Raw genomic sequence first — 19,315 nt, forward strand, 5'->3', positions numbered from 1 at the left:
AATAAATCAATAGAAAGAAATCAGCAGGAAGAAAGATAAGACCAACGCGTTATTTTTGCTCGTCAGTAGGGTCTTGTATTTTTGGGGGATGAGAAGATGAAGGCTTGGCGGGATTTTGCCCCAATTGTTCGCGGCGAAATTGTCTGTCATCCAAAATGACCCGCTGAGATTCATTGTCCAAATCATCAAATTGGCGTGATTTGATGGCGTAATAAATCGCAAAAATACCCAATACAAATAGCACTAGACTAATAGGAATCAAAAAATACATGCTTTGCATCGGGCATCCCCATTACTTGGCGTAACAAACGAATTAAGTTAAAAAAACCATTATACGCTTATTTTGGCATAAATAAATGCGGCAAAATGTCGCAGCGTGGCCTGAGTAATTCATGAGTAATCAAAGAGTCATCCAATAGCCGAATGTATGCTTACAAAACAAACACATGGGTTGCAAATCAAAGCAACTCAGTGATTTGAGTGCGAACAATGAATGCTATAATCATAGTGGGTTAAACATTGAGGTTTAACTTGGTTTTAAAACTCAAAATTCTACAAGGAAATTATGATGTTGATGCCTAAAATCTTTAAGCTTTCAAAGAAACAGTTGCTTGCCTTAGGCGCGGCTGTTATGGTGGGCGCATTATTGATGCCAACAGCAAACGCGGCGACAGTAGTCATTGATGTGCGTACCCCAGAAGAATATTCTGTGAATCATCCCGCAGGTGCTATTAATATTCCACACAGTGAATTACTTGCCAAAATAACGGCGCAAGGGATTGCAAAATCAGATACCATTAAAGTGTATAGCCGTGGTGGCGGTCGTGCCCAACAAGCCAAATCTGCCTTGCAGTCAGCTGGCTACACCAATGTAGAGATTCAAAAATAAGTTATTTATTGGTCGGTTGGCAGTCGTATTGGGGTTTTACAAGATCGCGAGCGAATGCCAATAATTCATATAAGGCACGTCTTGAATGCTGCAGATTCTGATCAAAATGCTGCCAATCATTTGCCTTTGGTAATGGGGCGATACTTGGAATAGTAGACACTCCATTGATGGCAAACTGCCGTCTTGAACGGTTCATGTGATAAGCGTCTGTTACCAAAATCACCTGTTTGACATTGAACATTTCTGCGGTGTATTTTGCATTTTGACAGGTGTTAAAGCTGTTTTTTTCTGCCACTATCCACATAATGCCTTTTTTTTGCAGCCACTTTGCCATCCATGGCGCCTCCTTACCACTGATAATGATGGGTAAGCCAGTCTGCTGATACACTTGGCTTGCTTTAATCAATCGACTTTCGGTGAATTGGTTAATCACAATCTCATTTTGCTGGTTATTGGTTAATCCGCCACCTAACACTACAATCGCTGTTGCAGGATTGACGCTAACCGCCGATTCTGGCAGGCGATAGCAATCTAAGATAAACAACACAATGGTAGAAAACAGCGGTGTGAAAAAACTGAGCGTAACCAAACACCCCACCAATACAACAACGGTCAAAATCCGTTTGATGGTTGAAAAAAATCGCTCAAGATAACTAATGAGCTTGGCGAATGCTACCATCAGATTCAATCCAAACCGGTTCAGCTTCCAATTTTATCCCAAATTTCTCAAGCACTGTATTTTGTATAAATTGCATACTTTTGGCAACATCACGTTGCGTTGCAATTTTTGGCGCATGGTTAGTCAATACTAGGGCTTGTTTTACATGCGTTAAAATTGGGGCAATGCCTTTGCCTTTAAGCCCTGATTGGTCAATAAGCCAGCCAGCCGCAACTTTGCAGTAATCAGTCAAATTGCCTTGGGCATCTTTGACAGGATAATGCACCAGATTGGGGTAGCTCTGTAGTAGCTGGTCAACTTGAGATTTGGCGACGATGGGGTTTTTAAAAAAGCTGCCACAATTGGGTAAGTCGTTGATATCGGGCAGTTTGCTTTGACGAATGTCGATGATGGCATTCATGGTATCCACGGGTGTGACTTCATCGCGACCAGCTTGACTCGCATAGTGCTGTGCAACTTTTGCCACATCGCCGTACTGGGTATTGGGTTTAGCAGTTTTACTGAGGGTAAAAATGACGCTGGTAATGAGCCATTGCCCGGCTTGCTGTTTAAACAGGCTGTCACGGTAGCTAAATTGGCAATCAGCTTTGCTTAGATGATGCCACGTTAAACTCGGTATATGAAACGCTTTTACACTGTCTATCACATCTTCAGCTTGTACCCCGTATGCGCCGATGTTTTGCACGGGACTACCACCGACCCAGCTTGGGATTAACGCCAAATTCTCCAGTCCATACCAACCTTGATGGACCGTATCTACTACTAGCGTATGCCAATCCTCGCCAGCCATCACCTCAAGTGTTATGGTTTGGCTATCTTCAGACAGGATAGTTTTACCTTGAAGACTGGGCGACACAACAACCGCGTCCAACACTTCAGGCAAAATGATATTACTGCCATTAGATAGCACAACAAACGCTTGTTGATGGGCTGCCAGTTGTTTAAAAGTCGGCTCAATATCAGACAGATGAGTTAAACGGATAAATTGTTTGGCTTGACAGGCCAATGCCATGGTATTGTATGCGCTAATATCCACATAGCTAGCATTAGCCTGCACAGGGTTAGGTTCAAAAAAATTGGTCATAAAATATCGTTAATAATTGGCAGAGTTGCTCATCGCCAGTGCAATGACTAGTGCAATGATAAAGTGCTTATTATAACGAAATATGACAGGGAAAATCGGGATTTTTATGACCCCATGACAGCCAATTAAAAACCTTCTTCATCACTGCCAAAATGGTTAATATCCCTAAAACGGCTCAGCTGACGACGCTGTTTTTTATTTGGGCGATGATCAGGGCGGGCAAGATTGGCAAGTTTTTTCTGTTCGGTGAAAAATTCTCGTTGACTGATACTGGCATCGGTCTCTTGATAAAGCACACTGGCGGCTGTGGCATTGCCGCGCACTTCGGACAGCGCTAGCACCTTGACCGTCTTTTGGGTGTAATGATTGGCTGACCCTTGGCGAATCGTCAATTCATCGCCCACCGCTATTTCTTTACTAACCTTGACGCGATTGCCAAAATGGTGTACCCGTCCCGATTCAATCGCTTCCTTGGCTAGGGTACGGGTTTTATAAAACCTTGCTGCCCAGAGCCATTTATCTAAACGCACTTTAATTTTATCAGTTGTACTCAATGACATTTCCTATAGCTTAACTGCATGAATAACTTTAGATTAAATGGTTGTTTTTTCAAATCTTTCAATACGTCACATCGATATTTCTAACAAGCAACTGCGGTGTTAAAGCGAGGCTAATAGTCTATTCGTCATGACAGTTATAAAACGCTGCTTAAACACTGAACAGTCAGACTCATTAGTAAGGCTCAGGGGTTTTAAGCTAATTGATATGGTGAGTGAGCCAAGCCAAAATATCGTCATACACTTGTTGGTGATTAGGCTCTAGCAAGATTTCGTGGCGCATCGCTTCATATTGCTGCATGCTCACCGAGGAAAAATTATTTTTTTGCAAACGTTTGACAATACGCGGAATGCCTTTTCCCATCTGCCCAACAGGGTCATCTTTTCCGCTGACAAATAGCAGTGGTAACTGCCTGGGTACTTGTTGATACCAATGCTTATTGGTGCCTGTTTGCATCAACGACATGAGCGCAAAATAGCCATTGTTGGTAAACTGAAAGCCGCAAAGCTTGTCATCAAGGTAGGCTTTTACTTGCTTGGGATCTGAATTCAGCCAATTAAACCCTTGTAAATCGGGTTCTTTTCTAAAGGGTAGGTTATTAAATTGGTTTAAAATCTTATCCAATACCGGATTGGTGCGGCGCGTGGTAAAGTGATTAAGGTTTTTGGTTACAGGCACAAACAAATTTGCCAACGGATTAAAATCTGAGGTACCCATTATCACTGCGCCCGCAAATCGCTCACCATAGCGCTGCAAAATACAGCGATCGATAAATGACCCCATACTGTGACCCAAGATAAAATGGGGGATATCAGGGTATTTTTCAGCGATTAACTCTGCATGCGCCATCACATTGTCAATCATCAACTCAGCAGGATTGGGGTTACCCATATAGCCTAAGCAACCCTTGTCATAAGCTTGCTGTCCATGACCTAAATGGTCAAACGTCAACACCGCAATATCATGATTTGCTAAGAATTGCGCAAAGGGTTGGTACCGCCTTTGGTGTTCTGCCATGCCATGTACAATTAGTAACGTAGCAACAGGCGTCACCTTAGGCAAATAGAATGTGTAGTTATTATTCATCGCAGATTTCCTGTGAGTTATTTTATAATTAGGGTAGCATAAAAAAGCCGTCTAATGACGGCTTTAAATCAACGCACAAATTCACAAATCAATGCACATATCAACGCATAAATCAACAGCCTGATTTTTTCATGTCCGCTTCTGATAACGGATTGGCACCACGGGTAGGACGTGGGCAAGGCTCACCATAATATTGACGATCGGCAAAATAGCTTGAGCGCACCATCGGGCCTGCCCAAATATTCGCAAAGCCCAATTTTTTACCGTGTGCAGTATAACGGTCGAATTCATCAGGATGTACAAATCTATCAACTGGGGCGTGCGATTTGCTTGGCTGCAAATATTGACCGATGGTAATTAAATCGACATCATGCGCCTTTAAATCATCCAGTAAGGCGTAAACCTCTTCTTCAGTCTCGCCAAGACCCACCATAAAACCACATTTGGTGACGATATCCGGGCGACGCGCTTTGTAATCTTTTAACAGCTGTAATGAATGCTGATAATCCGACCCTGGGCGAAACGCTTTATACAAACGTGGCACGGTTTCGATATTATGGTTAAACACATCAGGCGCTGTGTTACTTAAGATATCAAGTGCCACTTGCTCACGACCCCGAAAGTCAGGGACTAAAATCTCAATCAAACAATTAGGGCTTAACTGACGAGATTGTTTAATGACATTGGCAAAATGTTCCGCGCCGCCGTCACGCAAATCATCTCGGTCAACCGAGGTAATCACCGCATATTTTAACCCTAAACCGGCAATGGTCTCAGCGGTGTGAATCGGCTCAAGCTCATCGAGCGCGTTGGGGCGACCATGCGCCACATCGCAAAATGGGCAGCGACGGGTACAAATATCTCCCATAATCATAAAGGTTGCAGTGCCATCACCAAAACATTGGGGGAGGTTGGGGCAGGCCGCTTCTTCACACACCGTATATAGCTTTTGTTCACGTAAGGTTGACTTAATGCGCGCCACTTCACTCGGCGATGACAGTTTGACGCGAATCCAGTCAGGTTTTTTTGGGGTTTCTACCGTTGGAATGATTTTAATCGGAATACGGGCAACTTTATCATGGCCACGTAGTTTTTCACCCACTTCGGGACGTTTGGGCTTGTCGCAATTTGATTTGTCACGAGCGATGGGTCTATCGGTGTGCGGCGTTGAAGGGGCAAAAGTTTGTACAGTGTCGGTCATTGCTATGATTAATCCTTGAATTCACTTAGCAGATTTTAGGGGGTTATTATAACAGAAATCTATGCTGACGAATTTAAACTATTTTGGGATAAGCTTTGTTGTTTAAAGTACAGAGCCAAAGTTATTTTCCATCCTAGTAAAAAAAGCGATAATCGGCTTAAACGCATTTATTAAAAATTATTGGGCTATTTTTTTAAAAAATAATGGCTATGTTAACAAAAACGTATTTTCTCATTAACATTTCATCACATTTCAAGTATATTAGAAGGGTTAAATTTTTTAGCCAAAGCCATGCTGGCTAGTAGCCATTTCAAAATTCAACTGTGTTGTGAAGAGGGCTTTCAGACGCATGGTTAACACAATAATCTTACATGACTATGAGGACGATTCATGCTAGAGAACTATCGTAAACACGTCGAAAACCGTGCGGCACAGGGTATTGTGCCACAGCCACTTAACGAACAGCAAACGGCTGATTTGGTTGAACTATTAAAAAATCCACCAGCGGGTGAAGAAGAAACACTTGTAGACTTATTAGAAAACCGTATTCCACCTGGGGTTGACCAAGCAGCGTATGTTAAAGCGGCATTTCTAGCAGCTATCGTTAAAGGCGAAACCACTTCTCCCCTGATTTCAAAACTAAAAGCGATTGAGTTACTGGGTCATATGCAAGGTGGTTACAACGTTGAACCATTAATTCAAGCATTAGATGATAAAGAATTGGCGAAAGCTGCGGGCGACGCGCTGAAAAAAACCTTATTGGTATTTGATGCCTTTAATGATGTCACTGAAAAAGCGGAAGCGGGTAATGAAGTGGCCAGAGAGGTATTACAATCTTGGGCAAACGCCGAATGGTTCACCAGCCGTCCAGAAGTACCAAAAAAAGCCACTTACAAAACCTTCAAAGTCACCGGTGAAACCAATACCGATGATTTGTCACCTGCCCAAGATGCATGGTCACGTCCAGACATCCCCCTTCACGCATTAGCCATGCTAAAAAATGCGCGTGAAGGCATTGTGCCAGACCAAGACGGCGTGATTGGCCCGATGAAACAAATCGAAGAGATGAAAAAAGACGGTATTCCATTGGCATATGTGGGTGATGTGGTCGGTACCGGTTCAAGCCGTAAATCAGCGACCAACTCAGTGTTATGGTTAATGGGTGACGACATCCAAGGCGTGCCAAACAAACGTGCCGGCGGTCTGGTATTGGGTGGTAAAATCGCACCGATTTTCTTCAACACCATGGAAGATGCGGGCTCATTACCTATCGAAGTGGATGTTAGCAAACTTAACATGGGTGATGTATTTGATATCTACCCACATGACGGCAAAATCACCAAACATGATTCTGATGAAGTGATTGCGACTTTTGAATTAAAATCACCAACGCTCCTCGATGAAGTGCGTGCCGGTGGTCGTATTCCATTGATTGTAGGTCGTGGCTTGACCAACAAAGCCCGTGAATATCTAGGTTTGGGTGCGTCTGACATTTTTGCAAAACCAGAACAACCTGCAGACACCGGTAAAGGCTATACTTTAGCGCAAAAAATGGTCGGTAAAGCCTGTGGCGTAGAAGGTATTCGTCCTGGTGCCTACTGTGAACCAAAAATGACCACCGTGGGTTCGCAAGATACCACAGGTCCTATGACCCGTGACGAATTAAAAGACTTGGCTTGTTTAGGCTTCTCTGCAGATTTGGTCATGCAATCATTCTGTCATACGGCAGCCTATCCAAAACCAATCGACGTAGAAACTCAGCACACACTCCCTGACTTCATCATGAACCGTGGCGGTGTATCATTACGTCCAGGTGATGGTATTATTCACTCATGGCTCAACCGTATGCTATTGCCTGATACCGTTGGTACAGGTGGTGACTCACATACCCGCTTCCCAATGGGTATTTCGTTCCCAGCAGGTTCAGGTCTAGTGGCGTTTGCTGCAGCAACCGGTGTAATGCCATTAGATATGCCAGAATCAGTTCGTGTACGTTTTGTCGGTGAAATGCAGCCTGGTATCACCTTGCGTGACTTGGTACATGCCATTCCTTACCAAGCCATCAAAGAAGGTTTACTGACCGTTGAGAAAGCCGGTAAGAAAAACGTATTTAACGGCCGTATCTTAGAAATCGAAGGTTTAGAAGACTTAACTGTTGAACAAGCATTCGAATTATCAGATGCCTCTGCCGAACGTTCAGCCGCAGGTTGTACTATCACCCTGTCTGAAGAATCAGTAAAAGAATACCTAACGTCAAACATCACCCTACTCAAATGGATGATTTCTGAAGGTTATGGCGATGCCCGTACCATTGCACGCCGTATCAAAGGTATGGAGGCATGGCTTGCCAACCCAACGTTATTACGTGCTGATGCAGATGCAGAATATGCCGCTGACATCACTATCGATATGAGCGCCATCAAAGAGCCGATTCTTTGCTGTCCAAATGACCCAGATGACGCCAAAACTTTGGCTGACGTTGCGGGCGACAAGATTGATGAAGTATTCATCGGTTCATGTATGACCAACATCGGTCACTTCCGTGCAGCGGGCGCGTTGTTAAAAGAAGTACCTGCGGGTAGCTTAAGCACACGTCTATGGATTGCACCACCCACAAAAATGGATGCACGTCAATTGATGGATGAAGGTCTATACAACGTCTATGCACAAGCGGGCGCACGTACTGAAATGCCGGGTTGTTCACTGTGTATGGGTAACCAAGCGCGTATCGCACCAAAATCAACCGCCGTATCAACTTCGACACGTAACTTCCCGAACCGTTTAGGTCAAGGTGCCAACGTGTACTTGGCTTCTGCAGAGTTGGCGTCGGTGGCTGCGGTACTTGGTAAACTACCTACCAACGAAGAATATCAACAATATGCTGGTAAGCTTAACAGCATGTCAGCTGATATCTACAAATACTTAAACTTCGACCGTATGAGCGAGTATACTGAAGAAGCAAATAAAATTAACGTAGCACAGCTTACCTAACCATCGTTAAGTTAAGTTAGGCTCATCTAATTTTAATTAAGTAGGATAACAATAAAGTAAGACCCTGCAACATAGCAGGGTTTTGCTGTAGTTAGGTTTTATATAAAATTTTTTGAACGTTTAGCTAAAAAATATCTTGGCAAAATTTGGCTTTTAGTGCCTTACAATAATGGCATCTGTGGCGAGGCTTCAGCTTGCAACAAATTTGAATAAGTCACCCCAACCAAACGTACGGGTAAAAGTTTTGGGGTATGGTCGTATAGCCATTGAATCCAATAATGGGCATCAGATTCTTGTTCAAAGTGGGAGGAAATACTATGAGAGCGGGTAATCACACTAAAATCGCTGTATTTGATTTTAATGGTGATGGTGCGAGCGTAACGCTGCTTTTTTTGTAAATCTTTAAACGCTTGGCTATTTTCACGATATAGGGCAGCCACAATGACTTTATCATCCATGGTATTGTGGACAAACGTTGTCTCGGAACCGACAGATTTATGTTTGCGCTCAGCTTTAACCTCTCGATTATCAATACCGTGGGCAATTTGGTAAAAGAAATCACCCCGTTTGCCAAAGCGTTGTTTTAATACGTCCGCTGGGGTATTGCGTAAATCCAATCCTGTAAATATACCCATGTCATGCAACATTTTGACGGTGGCTTTGCCAATCCCGTGAAATTTTTTTACTGGTAAATTGGCGATAAAGTCCAATCCTTGCTCAGGTGTGATAACCGCAATACCGTTGGGTTTATTCAAATCTGACGCGATTTTAGCAAGCATTTTGTTGTAAGACACGCCGGCTGAAGCGGTCAGCTGTGTTTGTTGCAAAATCTGTTGGCGAATGCGATTGGCGATTAGTGTCGCAGAATTTTTTTCATACGGGCTATCGGTGACATCTAGATACGCTTCATCGAGTGATAAAGGTTCGACCAGTGGCGTATATTGGTGCATGATGGCACGAATTTGCTCACTGACTTCACGATATACCTCAAAGCGTGGTTTGACAAAAATTGCTTGTGGACATAGCTGACGGGCTCTATAGCATGACATGGCAGAATGCACACCAAACTTGCGTATCTCATAACTTGCTGCTGCGACGACGCCGCGCCCATTGGGATCACCGCCAACCACCAATGGTTTACCTTGTAACTCAGGATTATCCCGTTGCTCAACACTGGCAAAGAACGCATCCATATCGATATGAATAATTTTACGCATGGGTGTTAGTTTATCATCCTAACTGTATGGGGAAAGTATTTAATTAATTGTCTAAACGCTAAATACGCTAGCTAACATAAACAATAAATTCAAAACTTACTGATTGATAAATTCAATTGATAAGTCATCGTTTATCTGCTACATTATCGCTATCAAGGGGAGTAACTTCTCACTTTAACAGTTTGTGATTTATCGTCATTACGTAAGTAGCCGCTTACCGGTAAATCAGCTATTTTTTAGCCATATATTGCGCTAATTATCAAATAGTAAGCCAGACCTTGACTTAACACAACCACATATTTGGTCGGTGTGAGTCAAGGTTTTTTTGTGCTTAGCGTTTTTCCAAAATCCTTTGACTTATTGCCAGCCATAGTTTGTAAATGCATACTAAGGAGCGATAATGTTACTTGCAGCAGTAAATCAAATGACAGAACCCATGAGCATTGGCAGTCCCATGCTGTATGCCGTGTTCTTTGCTATCGTAGCGATACTGTTATTGGTTGATTTTTTTACCTTTAAAACCCCAAAAAATGGTGAAGCGGTTTCGATGAAACAGGCGGGTATTTGGAGTGCCATTTGGGTGGGCGTGTCTGTGTTGTTTGCAGGCGGTCTATGGTGGTATCTATCACAGAATTTTGGCGGTGCTATCGCCACTCAAAAAGTAGGGGAGTTTTTTACAGGATATTTACTGGAAAAATCGCTCGCCATTGATAACGTCTTTGTATGGTTGATGATTTTTGCGGCGTTTGCGGTAAACCCAGTGATGCAGCGTAAAATCTTATTGTATGGCGTATTGGGTGCTATCATCATGCGTACGGTGATGATTTTTGCAGGTGCTTGGCTTGTCACAGAGTTTAGCTGGATTTTATATATTTTTGGTGCGTTCTTGCTCTACACCGGGGTGAAAATGTGGCAAAACCATGACGACCAAGCAGACCCGAAGCAGTCAGGGCTGTATAAGTTTTTGCAAAAATATCTGAGGGTCACTGATGATATGCACGGTGATAAATTCACCATCATCAAAAATGGCGTAAAATATTTTACCCCGTTAGCGGTGGTGCTTATCTTGGTTGAATTGTCAGATGTGATTTTTGCGGTGGATTCGATTCCTGCAATTTTTGCGGTCACTACCGACCCATTTATTGTTTTGACGGCAAACTTGCTGGCTATTTTGGGTCTACGAGCGATGTTCTTCTTGTTATCGGGTTTGGCGGATAAATTCCATTTATTGCCTTATGCGCTTAGTGTCATCTTGGTGTTTATTGGCGCTAAAATGCTGCTGCTTGATGTGTTCCATGTGCCGATGGCTATCTCGTTAGGCTTTATTGCCACCGTGCTAACAGTGACAGCAATTTTATCGGTAAAGTTTCCGAATTTGGGTAAAGTTGAACCATAAAAAATATTTTTGAATAAAAAAAGGGCTAACAATTTAGCCCTTTTTTGTGAATTAAAAACTGCCTATTTGGCATAAAATGCTTCTAAAGTAGGCACAAATTGTTTTTTTCGGCTGACCAAGTTACCCAAATCAAGCAATTTATCATTGAGTCTGGTATCAAATGCTTGCTCAATGATTTCATTTTGTGCATCGTTGCTACCAACCGCCCAAGATTGCTGTTTTAAAATATCAACAATAATAACTAGCATATAATCCAAGCCATCTCTTTGGCGGATTAGCTCACTGGCTTGTTGGATGCCCTCAATGCGCGACAACACCCCATCAGGTTTAACAGTTTCGATACTAGCGATTGCCCATTTTTTATTTGAGAAAATAAACTGTTTATAATCGGTAGTGACTAACGCATCATCCGTTAAGTCGCTGATATTGCTTTTTGCATCGAATAATTGATTGGCAAAGCTGTTTATATCGTGAATCCCTGCAAGGTGGATGACTGCTTGTAACGCTTGCTTGTCACTGTCTGTAGTGGTAGGACCTGTCAGATTAAGCGTATCAGATATGATTGCACCTGCCATCAATGTTGCCATTTGCTGAGAAATCAGCAAATTTCTTTCCTTTAACATTTGATATAAAATGGTGCTGGTAGAGCCGACAGGTTCAAATCGAATATAGGCAGGTTCGGCAGTGGTCAAATCACCAAGTTTATGATGGTCGACAAGGTAACAAATATGGGCGTCTGCTAGATTGGCAATCGATTGCTGGCTTTCGTTATGATCGACTAAAGCAGCGAGTTGGTCAGGTTCAAGATGGGTGAGTAATTCTGGTAATCGGACTTTAGCAAGTTCAATTAAAAATTTGGTTTCTTGATTGATATCATCTAAGCGGTAACTTTTGGCATCTATGCCTTGTTGATTGAGCCAATAGGTCATGACGATGGCGGATACGATAGCATCGGTATCTGGTTTTTTGTGCCCAAAAACAGCAATGGTTGTCATAAAATTACCCCAATATAAAACACAGCTATTATATCATCTTGTCAAAATCAAACGGTTGACTGGCAAGTTTGCGATGAAAAAGCCGATATTGACTAATCGGCTAACTTTACCATTAAGTGCAAAAAAACTACATGGCTGATTGGATAAGGTGAATAAGGCGCTCGCCGATTTGGGCGGTTTCATCGGCACTCATGTTGAGCGGTGGCAATAAACGAATGGCATTACCGCCTGCCACATTGATGATTAGATGATGATTGTCACGCGCTTTATCGACTAAAGTATCAAATGCAATGCCGCGGTCCTGTGGCATCACCACCCCTAGCATCATGCCTTTTCCGCGTACAGTAACCCCTTCGCTACCCAGCTCGCTGGTGATTTGCTCAATCAATGCTGCGCTATTGCTCAAGGTAGTTGCCATCATATTTTCATCATCAATGACATCAATCACTTCGCTAACCACACGGCAAGCAAGCGGTGTACCACCATACGTTGAGCCGTGTGAGCCATAACTAAAAATATCATTGGCTTTTGCGCTGGTCATGCACGCACCCACAGGAAAACCATTCCCCAACCCTTTTGCTGTGGTCAAAATATCAGGTTTGATAGATGAATGTTGATAAGCGAAATATCGCCCCGTACGACCATTGCCCGTTTGCACTTCATCTAAAATCATTAGTAAGTCATGGTCATCGCAAACTTTGCGAACTTGGGTTAAAAAATCAAAGCCATTGGTCGCAGTGTTGACGCCACTTTCACCTTGGATAGGCTCAAGCATCACAGCACAAACATTGTCGTTATCGGCAATCGCTTGGCTAATCGCTTCAATATCCCCAAAAGGCACACGAATAAAATCATCATCTAAGGTAAAAAATCCTGCTCTAGCCATTGGATTTGCGGTGGCGGATACGGTCAGTAGGGTACGTCCATGAAACGATTTTTCCATCACAATCACTTTGGCTTGGGTTTGCCCACGATTTGATGCAAACAGTCGCGCCATTTTTAATGCTGCTTCATTGGCCTCAGCACCGCTATTGGCAAAAAACACTTTATCCATGCCTGCGACTTGGCATAACTTTTCACCCGCGCGCTCTTGCCAATCAATACCAAAAAGATTGCTAGTATGCACAAGCGTTGCGGCTTGATCGGCAATCGCAGCAGTGACACGCGGATGACAATGCCCCAGTCCACAGACAGCAATCCCTGTTAACGCATCCAAATACGGTGTTCCGTCAGCGGTATAAAGGTAACTACCTTGACCTTTAACAAAGCTAATGGGCTGGCGTTTATAGGTGGGGAGTAAATAAGAGCTCATGGGGATTCCTTTAATCATAGTTAGCGAATCATAGTCAGCGAGTCATAGTTAGCAAATCATAGCTAGCGCAATCACTAACCAATCAAATCTACGTTATTTAAAAGCGTCTAATTCGTCACTAAACGGGGTGTCTTCTGCACCGACTTTATAGTCCTCATTCGCCCATGCGCCTAAGTCAATGAGCTTACAGCGGGCCCTGCAAAATGGCTTGGTGGGGTTATCTGCCCAAACGGTGGGTTTGCCGCAGCGCGGACAGGGGTAAGTTTTGACAGGTGCATTTGATGGGGTCGGCTCGGTTTTAGACATAAACAAAAGGTATTCTGAAAAATGGTGTATCGGATTATTTGCCATAGTATACTATAAATCCTTTTTTTTGGGCGAATCAAGCGACTGTTCATGCTAAGTCATCAATTTACCAGACCGTTTCAACCCGATCGTATCCGTCATCCCAGAGATTTTCAGCCACTTGCCGCAACATTTTGGCAGCAACCCGCCATTTTTCTTGAAATCGGTGCAGGGAAAGGCAAGCATGCCTTGAGTTTTGCCAGCCATAATGCCAATGCCCATCTTATCGCGATTGAACGTACCGCAGAAAAATATCAAGCCATGCAAAAAATGGCGAATCAAGCGAAGTTGTCTAATTTAACCACTATTCATGCTGATGCCATTGCTTGGGTCACCCATGCTGTACCCGCGCAAAGCTTGTCAGGGGTATTTATTCTTTATCCCAATCCAGAGCCGCATAACCCCAACCAACGCTGGCTTAACATGCCGTTTTTTGAGTGGTTACTGTCTCGGTTAAAACCAAATGGCGAGCTTATAATTGCCAGTAATATTGAAAGTTATATTGATGAAGCTGAGCATAAAGCACAGACGGTTTGGCAAGTACCGGTGGAGAAAACCCAAGTACCCAATCATAGTGAACGCACGCATTTTGAGGTGAAATACCTAGCGCGTGGCGAGGCGTGTTGGCAATTGACCATAAAAAAACCGCATGGTTATACCACACGGTTTGATGATTTTAATTTACTCTAATCAGGTTTTAACGCAAGGGGCGTGGTTTGGGTGTCATCGGCACGTACCACATAAGTTTTGGCGATTTTATCATGTAGGCTTAATCGCTCTTTGCTGGTGAGCATCATGACCAAATCAACAACTAACACAACCAAACCAAAAATCGATAAAGAGTAAGCCAATGTGGTAAATAACCAACGCATAATGATTAAGTTAAAAAATCCAGGAATGGCATTGGATTTGCGATCCAAAATACGGATGCCCATTATCATCTTACCGATGGTCTGACCACGGCGCATCAATAATAGGACCTGCGCAATGATTAAGCCCCATACTAAAATATTGGTTAGCAGCAATATATGCTCAGGTAACGCTGACATGAGTTCCATCTGCTGGGCAGACGTCAATCGGGTTTGTCCTGCTTCTGCCCATTTGAGTAATTTATCAAAATTTGGGCTGTTGTAAAGGGAAATGAACAGCGGCGACGACGCCAATACCATAAGTAGGGTATCTACCAATTTTGCGGCGATACGGCTACCGATGCTGGCAAGGTCTAGCTGTTTTTTGGCATGGGCAATGTCTTGCTTGGAGCCAAGTTTCTTGCTCAAAGTGACCTTGGTAGGGTTAGGGGATTTGTACGGGTTATTTGCTGAATACCGATCCCACACATTCTCAGCGTCTTCTGAAGGCGATATAGGATTAGGCGTGTTGTTAATAATATAATCTGCTTCATCAGAAGCGGGCTGCTCACGTTGGTGGGTATCGACTGGCAGGCTTTCATCTATCGTTGGACGGTAAAAAAATTGCCCATCCGTCATCGCATTGACTGTGTTCCAGTTATCCATCCCTTGATGCCACATCAAATCAGTGAGTAACACTTGCCCTGTCGCAAGCATTTGATTGAGTTGTTCAAGGGTATAAGGGCCGGCTTGCACATTATTGCGAGCTAGAAAAATATGCATGTAATAACTCTACTTCTACTGGGTGGTAAAATTTGAATGACTGTATCTTATTATATGATGTTTTGCAACATCGTGCTAAAAATCGCTTATTATGCAAAACAGGTTATACAAACATGCCATTCAAAAAATCGCAATAGCTTGATGAATTGAAGTCAACAGTATCTAAACCATTAGCTATGCTTGGCTGGTAATGATTGGTAGGTGGTAATTATCTGTCATGGGGTTAACCAAAAGTATGCTAATATTTTTCGTTCAGCCTACGATTATTTTTCTTATTCTTATTCTTATATTATCAGATTGTATTTATGTCAGCGACTCATCCCACCAACGCCATCATTGATTTTGATAAACCTTGGTATCACTATTTGACTTATTTTCCGAATTTTCCCAAGCTTGACGCAAAACCCAGCCATGCAACATGCAGTCATTCAACACATAGTCATGCCCCTGCTATCAATGCTATCAATATTGTTGAAAATTTGAATGCTTGTTTGGATAGATTTGAGGATGTAAACGCCAGCCGTATAGCCAATTTTGAAAACTTACCGATTCGCTTTGTTGACCAAGCGTGTCTGCCTGAGGATGAGGCTTATGAGAGTTTTATTGCCAACACAGGGAAAATTCCAACCCGTGACAATCACCATGATTTGCTGAACGGTTTAATTTGGCTGAATTTTCCGCAGGCTAAAGCGGTATTTAACGAACTTCATGCCAAAGATATTTTGCGACATGGTATTCATAACGCCAGAACAGCCCTGCGTAATGCGTTAACCGTATTTGATGAAAATGGCGGCATTGTGGTGAGTTCAGATAAACTATTGCTTGAACAGTTACAAGCATTTAAATGGCACGCAGCTTTGGTCACTCATAGAACAAATTGGTTGGGTCAACATCGTACCATTGCCTTTTTTCCATTTGGTCATGCCCTGCTTGAAAAATTGGTTAACCCAAGAAAAAATATCACCAGTCATACCTTGCTGATTTTAGTAGATGAGGGTTGGTTTGAGCAATCCATAGACAGTCAGAGAAACCAGCTTGATACCGCAATTGCTAAGCTATTTCGACAACTGGCAATGCCATATTTAGCGGATAATGCAGTTAAGCTATCATCCAAAAGCTTTCAGCCGTTACCTGTGATGGGTATCCCTGGCTATAGTGATGACAATGTGATACCAGAATTTTATCAAGATGAGGCTGTTTTCAGGCGTCCAAGAGCTTTTAGCGCGCCTATTTTTTCATTACATGACTGATAAGTGACCAGAAAATTTATAACCGTGGCTAGAGTGGTTGGGGGTGATTACCCAGTCTATGAATCTTGCTTGATAAAAGCCGGTTAATCCGTTAGCATTAAAGCAATTTCTAGTTCATCTAGCCGCATTTATTGATGAAACTCATAATGACTAATAAAAATATTGGAGTATCAGCATGACCACCAAAGTCGTCAAAATTGATAATAAAGTTCGTATGATTACAGGTAAATTAGCCCCCCATCTTGAAATTCAGTGGGAACACTATACCTTAGCAGAATTACAATCATTGCTTGAGACGGTGGTTCGTTTTGAAATTGAGCACAACTTTCGTCGTCACAAAGATTATAAAGATAGCAAAGGCGCTAATATCCAAGTGTTTAATGATGCCAACGAACTTAAAGTCACAAGTCTAAAAGATGAATTACTAATCATCCGCGATAGCCAAATCGATTCACAATAACTATAAATCCGCGAATCAATCAAAATCCAAGCCGAATAACTTGGATTTTTTTATGAGTTAGATTTTTTCGTCATGTCGTTGGTAATTATTAAAGCAAAGTATCACCCCAAATACTCAATGATTGGCATTGATAAAAAAATAATCGATAGCCGTTTAAGCATGGTATAATTGTCAGTTTTTATTGACAAGCGAATCATGGGTGACACAATGAAATACCCTAAAATCTACGACGTAATTGTGATTGGTGGCGGTCATGCTGGCACAGAAGCGGCGCTAGCGGCTGCGCGCATGGGTCAACAGACGCTTCTACTTACGCATAATATTGAAACCTTGGGACAGATGAGCTGTAATCCTGCGATTGGCGGGATTGGCAAGTCGCATTTGGTGCGTGAAGTCGATGCGTTGGGCGGCGCTATGGCGCTTGCAACCGACAAAGCAGGGATTCAGTTTCGTGTGTTAAATAGCCGTAAAGGTGCCGCTGTCCGTGCCACACGCGCGCAAGCGGACCGTATTTTATATAAAGCGGCGATTCGCCATACCTTAGAGAATCAGCCAAACTTGGATATTTTCCAACAAGCGGCGGATGATATCTTGGTTGAAAACGGCAAAGCGGTAGCCGTGGTTACCCAATCAGGGATTGAATTTGCTTGCGGGGCAGTGGTGTTGACCTCTGGCACTTTTTTAGGTGGTACTATTCATATTGGACTAGAAAACCACAAAGGTGGACGTGCAGGCGATCCGCCTTCTATCCGTTTGGCAGATAGATTGCGTGAACTCAAGCTGCCGGTTGGACGCCTCAAAACAGGCACGCCCCCACGCATTGATGCGCGCACGGTAGATTTTAGTGTCATGACCGTGCAGCCCGGGGATACACCACTGCCAGTCATGTCATATTTGGGCGATGTGTCCATGCATCCGCGCCAAATCAACTGCTATATCACCCATACCAATGAACGCACCCATGACATTATCCGCAGCGGGCTGGATCGCTCACCCATGTATTCAGGCGTAATTGAAGGCATTGGTCCCCGTTATTGCCCTTCGATTGAAGATAAAATTCATCGGTTTGCTGATAAAGACAGCCATCAGATTTTTATTGAGCCTGAAGGGTTGACCACCCATGAGCTTTATCCCAATGGGATTTCAACCAGTCTGCCATTTGATATTCAGTTGGCTTTAGTCCGATCCATGAAAGGGCTGGAAAATGCGCACATCTTGCGTCCTGGCTACGCGATTGAATACGATTATTTTGACCCACAAAATCTTAAACCAAGCCTTGAGACCAAATCGATTGATAACCTATTTTTTGCCGGTCAAATCAATGGAACGACAGGGTATGAAGAAGCCGCTGCGCAAGGTATCTTAGCTGGCTTAAATGCTGCACGTCGCACCCAAGGACTAGATGCTTGGACACCGCGCCGCGACCAAGCCTATATCGGTGTGTTGGTAGATGATCTCATCACTCATGGTACCAAAGAGCCGTACCGTATGTTTACCAGTCGTGCCGAATACCGTCTGCTGCTACGGGAAGACAATGCCGATCAACGCTTGACAGAAATTGGGCGTGACTTAGGACTGGTGGACGATGCGCGCTGGCAAGTGTATAGCGATAAAATGACAGCGATTGAGCAAGAAACCGCACGTTTACGCTCGCTTTGGGCAACGCCCACTAATACGCTTGGTCAATCATTTATCGATAAAACCGGCGAAGTATTGACCAAAGAGAATAACGCGCTTGATTTGTTAAAACGTCCAAACGTGTCATTTGATGATATTAGCGAATTGACCGAATCTCCCGTGTCTGCCGAAGTGGGCGAGCAAATTGAAATTGGTGTCAAATACGCCGGTTATATCGATCGTCAGCAAGTTGAAATCGGTCAGATGAAAAAACTTGAGCACACGCTGATTCCAGACGATTTTACTTATCATGATATCTCTGGGCTTTCCAATGAAATCGTGCAAAAACTTGAAAAAGTGCGCCCAACGACGCTTGCCCAAGCCAGTCGCATTAGCGGGGTCACGCCAGCTGCGGTACAGCTTTTGGCAATGATGATTAAAAAAAGCAAAAAAGCGCGTGAAGTGCTAAGCTCTTAACTTTAAGCCATGCTCATGCTCGATAAGTCCCATGGTATTGGTATGTGCCATACTTGGGACTTTTTTATCCTCTGTTGCCGTAAAACCACCGACTTTAGGCGGTGGATATAAGACAACTCATGCACTA

The 19,315-nt window shown here is 43.3% G+C and carries 18 protein-coding genes; 7 read left to right on the forward strand and 11 right to left on the reverse strand.

The features are described from left to right. Nucleotides 1-49: 49 nt before the first annotated feature. The gene (gene ccoS / locus ACAM37_RS04135) at nt 50-280 is read right to left on the reverse strand and encodes a cbb3-type cytochrome oxidase assembly protein CcoS (protein WP_007117308.1); all 231 of its coding nucleotides are present in this window, start codon (nt 278-280) and stop codon (nt 50-52) included. A gap of 285 nt (nt 281-565) precedes the next feature. Between ccoS and ACAM37_RS04140 the strand changes: the two genes are divergently transcribed. Continuing rightward, nucleotides 566-889: a rhodanese-like domain-containing protein gene (locus ACAM37_RS04140; RefSeq protein WP_313421342.1), complete on the forward strand. Its 324-nt coding sequence runs from the start codon at nt 566-568 to the stop codon at nt 887-889. 1 nt (nt 890) lies between these two features. Here the strand turns inward: ACAM37_RS04140 and ACAM37_RS04145 are convergent, their stop codons facing one another. The 5 genes from ACAM37_RS04145 to lipA form a co-directional block, all read right to left on the reverse strand. Then, nucleotides 891-1,568, reverse strand: a complete 678-nt coding sequence (locus ACAM37_RS04145; RefSeq protein ID WP_076774159.1) for a YdcF family protein — start codon at nt 1,566-1,568, stop codon at nt 891-893. Further along, nucleotides 1,543-2,652: a UDP-N-acetylmuramate dehydrogenase gene (murB, locus tag ACAM37_RS04150; protein WP_369626649.1), complete on the reverse strand. Its 1,110-nt coding sequence runs from the start codon at nt 2,650-2,652 to the stop codon at nt 1,543-1,545. The genes ACAM37_RS04145 and murB overlap by 26 nt, the downstream gene beginning before the upstream one ends. Before the next feature lie 125 nt (nt 2,653-2,777). Continuing rightward, complete coding sequence (locus tag ACAM37_RS04155) at nt 2,778-3,212, reverse strand: RNA-binding S4 domain-containing protein (RefSeq protein ID WP_036598052.1); 435 nt, start codon at nt 3,210-3,212, stop codon at nt 2,778-2,780. A gap of 196 nt (nt 3,213-3,408) precedes the next feature. Next, the gene (locus ACAM37_RS04160) at nt 3,409-4,296 is read right to left on the reverse strand and encodes an alpha/beta fold hydrolase (protein WP_369626650.1); all 888 of its coding nucleotides are present in this window, start codon (nt 4,294-4,296) and stop codon (nt 3,409-3,411) included. 112 nt (nt 4,297-4,408) lie between these two features. Continuing rightward, nucleotides 4,409-5,497 (reverse strand): lipoyl synthase, encoded by a 1,089-nt coding sequence (gene lipA / locus ACAM37_RS04165; RefSeq protein ID WP_203171987.1) that lies wholly within the window; start codon nt 5,495-5,497, stop codon nt 4,409-4,411. 390 nt (nt 5,498-5,887) lie between these two features. Here lipA and acnB point away from each other — a divergent pair, with 390 nt between their 5' ends. Further along, a complete protein-coding gene (acnB, locus tag ACAM37_RS04170; protein WP_369626651.1) occupies nt 5,888-8,488 on the forward strand; it encodes a bifunctional aconitate hydratase 2/2-methylisocitrate dehydratase in 2,601 nt (866 codons plus the stop codon). Nucleotides 8,489-8,649: 161 nt separating this feature from the next. Here the strand turns inward: acnB and dinB are convergent, their stop codons facing one another. Continuing rightward, the gene (gene dinB / locus ACAM37_RS04175; RefSeq protein WP_369626652.1) at nt 8,650-9,705 is read right to left on the reverse strand and encodes a DNA polymerase IV; all 1,056 of its coding nucleotides are present in this window, start codon (nt 9,703-9,705) and stop codon (nt 8,650-8,652) included. A gap of 436 nt (nt 9,706-10,141) precedes the next feature. On the opposite strand from dinB, the gene ACAM37_RS04180 reads away from it, so the two are divergent. Next, complete coding sequence (locus ACAM37_RS04180) at nt 10,142-11,101, forward strand: TerC family protein (RefSeq protein WP_369626830.1); 960 nt, start codon at nt 10,142-10,144, stop codon at nt 11,099-11,101. Between the two features lie 62 nt (nt 11,102-11,163). Here the strand turns inward: ACAM37_RS04180 and ACAM37_RS04185 are convergent, their stop codons facing one another. The 3 genes from ACAM37_RS04185 to ACAM37_RS04195 form a co-directional block, all read right to left on the reverse strand. Continuing rightward, a complete protein-coding gene (locus ACAM37_RS04185; protein ID WP_369626653.1) occupies nt 11,164-12,096 on the reverse strand; it encodes a manganese-dependent inorganic pyrophosphatase in 933 nt (310 codons plus the stop codon). A gap of 127 nt (nt 12,097-12,223) precedes the next feature. After that, on the reverse strand, nt 12,224-13,408 hold the full coding sequence (locus ACAM37_RS04190) for an aspartate aminotransferase family protein (RefSeq protein WP_369626654.1): 1,185 nt from the start codon (nt 13,406-13,408) through the stop codon (nt 12,224-12,226). A 93-nt stretch (nt 13,409-13,501) separates the two neighbouring features. Next, entirely contained in the window at nt 13,502-13,714 is a 213-nt protein-coding gene (locus ACAM37_RS04195) for a DNA gyrase inhibitor YacG (RefSeq protein WP_369626831.1), read from the reverse strand. 90 nt (nt 13,715-13,804) lie between these two features. On the opposite strand from ACAM37_RS04195, the gene ACAM37_RS04200 reads away from it, so the two are divergent. Further along, on the forward strand, nt 13,805-14,443 hold the full coding sequence (locus ACAM37_RS04200) for a methyltransferase domain-containing protein (RefSeq protein ID WP_369626655.1): 639 nt from the start codon (nt 13,805-13,807) through the stop codon (nt 14,441-14,443). On the opposite strand, the gene ACAM37_RS04205 is transcribed toward ACAM37_RS04200, so the two are convergent. Continuing rightward, nucleotides 14,440-15,384: an RDD family protein gene (locus tag ACAM37_RS04205; protein ID WP_369626656.1), complete on the reverse strand. Its 945-nt coding sequence runs from the start codon at nt 15,382-15,384 to the stop codon at nt 14,440-14,442. The genes ACAM37_RS04200 and ACAM37_RS04205 overlap by 4 nt on opposite strands. A gap of 305 nt (nt 15,385-15,689) precedes the next feature. Here ACAM37_RS04205 and ACAM37_RS04210 point away from each other — a divergent pair, with 305 nt between their 5' ends. The 3 genes from ACAM37_RS04210 to mnmG all read left to right on the forward strand — a co-directional run bounded on the left by ACAM37_RS04210 (nt 15,690) and on the right by mnmG (nt 19,188). Then, the gene (locus tag ACAM37_RS04210; protein ID WP_369626657.1) at nt 15,690-16,634 is read left to right on the forward strand and encodes a DUF3025 domain-containing protein; all 945 of its coding nucleotides are present in this window, start codon (nt 15,690-15,692) and stop codon (nt 16,632-16,634) included. 175 nt (nt 16,635-16,809) lie between these two features. Then, nucleotides 16,810-17,094 carry a hypothetical protein gene (locus ACAM37_RS04215; protein ID WP_007117325.1) on the forward strand — a complete coding sequence of 95 codons (285 nt, stop codon included), beginning with the start codon at nt 16,810-16,812 and terminating at the stop codon, nt 17,092-17,094. Nucleotides 17,095-17,301: 207 nt separating this feature from the next. Then, nucleotides 17,302-19,188: a tRNA uridine-5-carboxymethylaminomethyl(34) synthesis enzyme MnmG gene (gene mnmG / locus ACAM37_RS04220; RefSeq protein ID WP_201666268.1), complete on the forward strand. Its 1,887-nt coding sequence runs from the start codon at nt 17,302-17,304 to the stop codon at nt 19,186-19,188. The last annotated feature ends 127 nt before the right edge of the window (nt 19,189-19,315 follow it).

Source organism: Moraxella sp. K23, from assembly GCF_041154765.1.
Lineage (GTDB): Bacteria > Pseudomonadota > Gammaproteobacteria > Pseudomonadales > Moraxellaceae > Faucicola > Faucicola tetraodonis.